The 5,952-nt window shown below is 45.4% G+C and carries 2 protein-coding genes, 1 tRNA gene and 1 rRNA gene; 2 read left to right on the top strand and 2 right to left on the bottom strand.

The window, feature by feature from the left end; genetic code table 11:
* Window positions 1–101 precede the first annotated feature (101 nt).
* Window positions 102–216 (top strand): 5S ribosomal RNA (gene rrf, locus NOG12_RS11675).
* A gap of 220 nt (window positions 217–436) precedes the next feature.
* Here the strand turns inward: rrf and NOG12_RS11680 are convergent.
* Complete coding sequence (locus NOG12_RS11680; protein WP_313933346.1) at window positions 437–3,856, bottom strand: translocation/assembly module TamB domain-containing protein; 3,420 nt, start codon at window positions 3,854–3,856, stop codon at window positions 437–439.
* On the bottom strand, window positions 3,853–5,646 hold the full coding sequence (locus NOG12_RS11685) for an autotransporter assembly complex protein TamA (protein WP_313933347.1): 1,794 nt from the start codon (window positions 5,644–5,646) through the stop codon (window positions 3,853–3,855). The genes NOG12_RS11680 and NOG12_RS11685 overlap by 4 nt, the downstream gene beginning before the upstream one ends.
* Window positions 5,647–5,789: 143 nt before the next feature.
* Between NOG12_RS11685 and NOG12_RS11690 the strand changes: the two genes are divergently transcribed.
* Window positions 5,790–5,866: transfer RNA gene (locus NOG12_RS11690), tRNA-Trp, on the top strand.
* Window positions 5,867–5,952 lie beyond the last annotated feature (86 nt).

A 5,952-nucleotide genomic window follows, 5' to 3' on the forward strand; every position in this document is an offset into this window, starting at 1 on the left:
TAGGGCTGTAGCCAAGACATAAGTTCGAGCTTCTACTAGGCTCAATTAGAGTGGTGCATTACGGCACGACAATCAGCGAATTCATATTGTACAAGTTTCCGCCTGGCGGCAATAGCGAAGTGGAACCACCTGATCCATTCCGAACTCAGAAGTGAAACGCTTCCGCGCCGATGGTAGTGTAGGGTCTCCCTAAGCGAGAGTAGGTCACCGCCAGGCACCAAATACGAATAACCCCTAGCAGCTATGCTAGGGGTTTTTTCGTTGTGCGCTCGAAAAGACGACCCATCAATTGTTGAACGCCAATCAACAGCCAACAGCCAACAGCCAACAGCCAACAGCCAACAGCCAACAGCTAACAGCTAACAGCTAATAGCTAATAGCAGTAGCCAGTAGCTAATAGCCAATCTAATAACCAATACCGAACAACAAAATCCCGTCACTTCTCAATAGTATAAAAAATATCGCCGCCCTGAGCTTCGCCACTAGCAGTTGACTCAATTAAGATATTATCAGTTAAGAAATAACGAATCAGGAACGTATTGGTGTTTTCAAACAGTCCCACTCCGTACTTAACGTATAGCTTAGGTGATAGATATTTGCCTATGTAAAAGGAGGTGTCCTGCGGATTCATGGTTGAATCAATCCCAAATTCATCTAAGCCAAAGATCTCTTGTAATGGCTGACCAATAACCTCAGTACCTTTGGAGCCTAACATGATCAATGCCTGTAACTGCATATTATCACCGCTGCCACTGGTAGTTCCCGAGCCGCGGCCTAGTATCAAATAGGAAAGGACCTCGCTATCAGGCATTGCTGGTGTTGAGAACATTTGGAAGTCTGGTTCGGTTAGAGTTCCAGTAATTTGCGCTCCGACAGTCACATTTTCCGTAGACATGATGTTTTCTTTAGCCCTCACCACTCGCAAATCTAGGCCAGGATTATCAACAGAACCGCCATTGTAGATGAGAGAGCCTCGATCGATTTCTAAACGCTGCCCATAGAGCTCATAAAAACCCTCAGTGACACGCACACTACCACTGGCTGTTAGTGCTCGATTTGGTTGTTCAATGAGTCGCAAGCTACCTGCTAAATTACCCTCAAAACCGAACGCGCTTACGCTAATCTGTTCACTTAAATTGACGCGAATATCTGCATAAAGCGGATAAATGGAACTCTCATCGGTTACAACAGGCTTGCCATCCTTATATAATTTAATGTCTTCAGATGGGTTATCTATGCTTTCACCTAATTCCGGCTGCTCAATGTTTGCATAAGGAATGGTTACTTCGCCCTTAACGTCGATACGCTTATCAACAAGGGAAATGGTGATATTGGGAGAGACATCGACGGTAATTTCTGGTGTCTGAATGGTGCGAAATTTTTCGCCATCAATATCAATAGCTAAACGTTCGAGTTTGGGTTCAATTAAGCCACGGATGGTGATCCAGCCATCGCCTGAATAAGCTTGGCCATCTAGCAGAATATTATCAGGTTGTTGTTTGGCTGTTTGCGCATTAACCCGCACACCCGTTAACAAAAGTCCGCTTTCAGCAAAACCAATTTCATCGGCAGCAAGCTCGATTGAGCCGATTAATTCGGGTTTGGCTAGTGGTCCTGAAAACTCAATACTACCCAGTGCCGTGGCATTTTCATAACGTAAATCCGGTAAGAACCACTGTAACAAGGTTAAATCTTCCAGACTTAATAAAACAGAGCCTGATAATTGTGGTGCATCCGCTAAGTTGGTTATTTCGGCATCGCCAATAAGAACACCAGCATTCTTGTTCAACTCTGCAGTGATCTCACTCGTGATTAAATCTAAATTACCTGCCCAACTTAATCCCCAAAATTTAAAACCTGTACTTACTTCTTCGTCTAGCGCAAAGAGAAAGGTTCGATCGCTACGGATATCACCTTCGGTGCGCACAATACTCCAACTATTAGTATCAACAATCAGGCTCGCATCTGCGTCAACCAAACCCCATACGCGCTCGGCTACGTCAGCTTCACGAAAACGATTGAGCAAGGCTAGTGGTAGGCTACGTGCAGTTATAGTGGTCGTTTGTTGCTGATTGCTGTATGCGGTTTGTAAACAGATCTCGGCTGGTATGCGGGCATTAGATTGGAGACAGAGATCATCAGCTGTTAGAGCTACAGGCTTGGCCAAGGGAACTTCTAATTTGCCGTTCTTATTGGTTGCCCAATCACCAAAATCTGGATGTTTAATACTTAACTCAGCGATATCTAATACGACCGATTGGTTAGTGTTTAATGCCGCTGAGGCCTTTAAGACTAAGTTTCCTTGTGCGTATGGACTAGTTGATAATTCTGAGATATCAGGTACTTGAATATCGATAAGTAGCGGTTGGTCGCTGCGCATGGCACCATCTAGTTGCACTTTGTTTGAGCGCCATTGAAGATTGAATTGTTCAGCACTAACTCGGTTATTGCTAAAAGCTAAACCACCTTCTGCAGTAATTTGCTCCGTTAAACTCGCATCTATAAGTTGGCTATCTAAGGTAAACTGCTGGACATCAAGATGGCCTTCAACATTTTCCTTCCAATTCAGGCTGCCCTCAAGTAGTGCGTTAAAGTTTGGCGCAGTCAGGCTTAGGCTCTCAATGGCGAGATCATGAAGGCTACCAGTGCCATGGAGATGAGTAGAAACTGTCTCGGTTAAAGGGTGGGTAACATCGGCCGCTAGTTCATAGCTAAATTTACTGAGATTATCTTTAACCTTTAACGCCAGCTGCTTGATAAGGAAGTTTTGTTCAGTGTGCTCTATCGCTACGTTATCAATAACTAAATCAACATTAAACTCAGTTTGATTTGGTTTTACCATGGCATCGAGATAATTAGATACAACACCTGTTGCATTGATGCTGCCACCAGCCATCTGCTTGGAAGCCGATTGGATGTCATTAATTTGGAGTTGATGTAGCTGCAACCGGGTTGGGTCGGCATCAAGGGTAGCGGATAGCTTGGCATCATTGAATGACGTTAACCAAGCAGCCGCTGCGCTATCTTGTAGTAACGGAAAGCCGAGGCTGAGGGGTAACTGGTTCAGAATTAACGAAGCCTGCCAAGAAAAATCAGTTAACAGCTGTTCTGCATGAATCGTCATTTGCTGCTCAGGTATTTGTTCGGCTTCAAAACGGGTCACCGCGTTTAGACTATTTAGGTTGCCGACTAATTCTGTACTTCCAGTAAGTTCGGTTAATGCTACTGCAGAGATAGGTAACTGTGATAATTGCCAAGTTGCGGTCACGGATGATTGATAGGGGGCAGTAGTATCAAGTTGGGCGTTCATGACAGCATCCATGTTGTCGTAGCTGATTTTTACCTCAGTTAGAGTTAAATCGTTTTGATGCCAGCTTAAAGCTAAGCTAACGTCAGGTAATGTTTCTAAACCTTCCGCTAATTGTATTTGAGTATTCTCAGTTCTCAATTGCTTAACTTGCAGCTCAAAGGGCAAGCTAATGTCAGGTAATTGCAGTGGTTGAGTTTCCTCTGTTGGCTCTGTTGTTGTGGCTTGATAACGTACGATCAGATCTGCCGTGATGATTTGGTTAATGACGAGCTGCTGGTCAATGAGTGCACTTGGCTGCCAGTTAAGTGCTAATTTCTTAGCACTGATTTGTAATGTTCGGCTTTGATAATCAACACCCGATAAGGTTAACTCTGAAAGTAAATCACCTTCAATTTTGGCTATGGTTAGCGGTTGCCCACTCCATTTAAGTGCCTGTGACAGCACTAAGTTCGAACCTTTGTTGGTTGCGAGTAAACCATAGATAACGCTTGGCACTAGCACAAACAGAATAACTATGACCCAAGCAAGCAGTTTAACCCATCTCATAAATCAGGCCCCAGAGTAAAATGAATCCGCCATGGTGTGTCAGGTTCATCAATAGCATTAGCGATATCTAATCGCACTGGACCAATCGGAGAAACCCACCGAACTCCGATACCTACCGTTTGTTTTAGGCTCTCCTGCCAATCCCTCATACTGTTACCAAGATCAGTAAAGATAGCAACGCGCCAATTCGGTTGAAAAGCATAGTCTAGTTCCAGGCTATTGGCCGTCATGAAACGTCCACCAACGACCACTCCCTCTTCATTGAGAGGTCCTAGCTGTTGAAAGCCATAGCCGCGCACACTGTGGTCGCCACCTGAGAAGAAACGCAAGGTAGGCGGCAATAAGTCAAAATTGTCAGCTTCTAAGGCTCCCACTTCAGCGCGGGCAAGAATTCTCCATTTATCATTTAACCGATGCACCCATTTGCCACTTACTTTGAGACTAATAACATTCGTATCAGCAACGAGACTTTCATGGGCGCCACGCAGAAGAACTGAAATCCGGTAGCCATCGTCAATAATATTGCGACTGCCTTCAAGGGTGGTGCTCTCAATTAAACTCCATTCGATAGAGGGGATAAAGAAATTTGAGCGCTGCCGCGGCTCGTCACCAAAGGCGAAGTCTTCGCGCTGATAAGATAACTCGTAGGTTCGATGCCAGCGATCATAGTGACGAATATCACGTACCGAAGCTTTGGTGAGAGTTGAGCGCTGTTGCTCAAAGGAGCGATCTGAAACTTCTGCATTAAAGCTATAAGAGTCTCGGGCCGGATTACGGCCGGGAATAATGTAACTGATGTAGCCGGTGTTCTGTACTTCAGAGAGACGCACAACACTACTTAGCTTATGCCCTCGATCATTTAACCACCGACGATCAAATCCAAGCGTTAAACGAGCCCCAGTGTCGGTACCGTAGCCCGGACCAATTTGATATCGGTCGCGCTTGTTTGGAGTCAGAGTGACCTCAATAGGTACTTGTTTATCACTCGCTTCTGACCATAACGGAGAAATTTCAACGGTATTAAAGTAATCACTAGCAGCTAGCCCTACTTGAAGGTCGAGCAGGTCTCGAGTATTGAAGCCACTGCCTTGTTGGTATTGGACAAATCTATCTAACAGCTCAGCGCCTATGGTGGCGCAGCAAAACAATGTATCGCCGAATAAATAGCGCGGGCCAGCATTAAATTCTATGGTGAGGTCGGCGCCAAAGTTAGCGCTATCGATAGCCACCTCGCTACGGCTAAAAAATGCGTCGTAATAACCTCGCTCTGCGGCAAGGTTACGTAATCTACTTTTGAACGCCTCATAGTCGCGGTGAATAACAGGGTCACCGATGGTCGGGGCCAAATCATCGATTAATCGAGTAAAAGCAGTGTCCTGGTCCGCTTCACCAAGCAGTGTAACAGTTACGGTTTGATAGGTCGAAATCGGGCCCGCATTCACCTGGTAGCGCACCGTCCATTGCTGGTCTTCTTGGAGTAACTCGTAGCTGACTTGTGTTTGGTAATAGCCATAGGGCATCAGCGCTGTTTTCAGCTCTTGTTCTCCTTGGCGCATCAGATAGCGCACTCTAAACACCGAGGGAACAGTTTGTTGATGGAGTGCATAAATAGCGAGATGGGCTTTTGCATTGGTCAACAGTTGATCTTCGAGGCCTTCAATAATGACCTGTAATTGAGGCCGTTCCTCGCTGGTTGCATCTTGTGGCGCAGCCAGCGACGCAGGTGCAATCAGCACTGAACTGAGAGCAAGCAAAGATAACCACAAACATACTACTGCACGAAAAATCATGAAAGCCCTTATGATCCCTATGTGGGATTCAGTATATCACTGCTTTTTAAAAGGATTGATGAAAAAAGCTGCAACTAAACCTAAATCACGAATAAATCACTTGCCAGCGCAAGCGATGCCAGTATAATTCTGAGCCTAGCTGCAGGGGTGTAGTTCCAATTGGTAGAACAGCGGTCTCCAAAACCGACGGTTGGGGGTTCGAATCCCTCCACCCCTGCCACTTCCTTATTTTAATCGTTTAGGCTAATCTAAACGCATGACCAAGCACCAAGTTCCGCAATTCACTCAATCACAACAACAAGCGCT

It is taken from the genome of Pseudidiomarina fusca (genome assembly GCF_032227045.1).
GTDB lineage: Bacteria > Pseudomonadota > Gammaproteobacteria > Enterobacterales > Alteromonadaceae > Pseudidiomarina > Pseudidiomarina fusca.

Excerpts from the sequence above, each read along its gene's own strand:
- NOG12_RS11685 (WP_313933347.1), bottom strand. The coding sequence starts at position 5,646 with ATGATTTTTCGTGCAGTAGTATGTTTGTGGTTATCTTTGCTTGCTCTC.
- NOG12_RS11680 (WP_313933346.1), bottom strand. The coding sequence starts at position 3,856 with ATGAGATGGGTTAAACTGCTTGCTTGGGTCATAGTTATTCTGTTTGTG.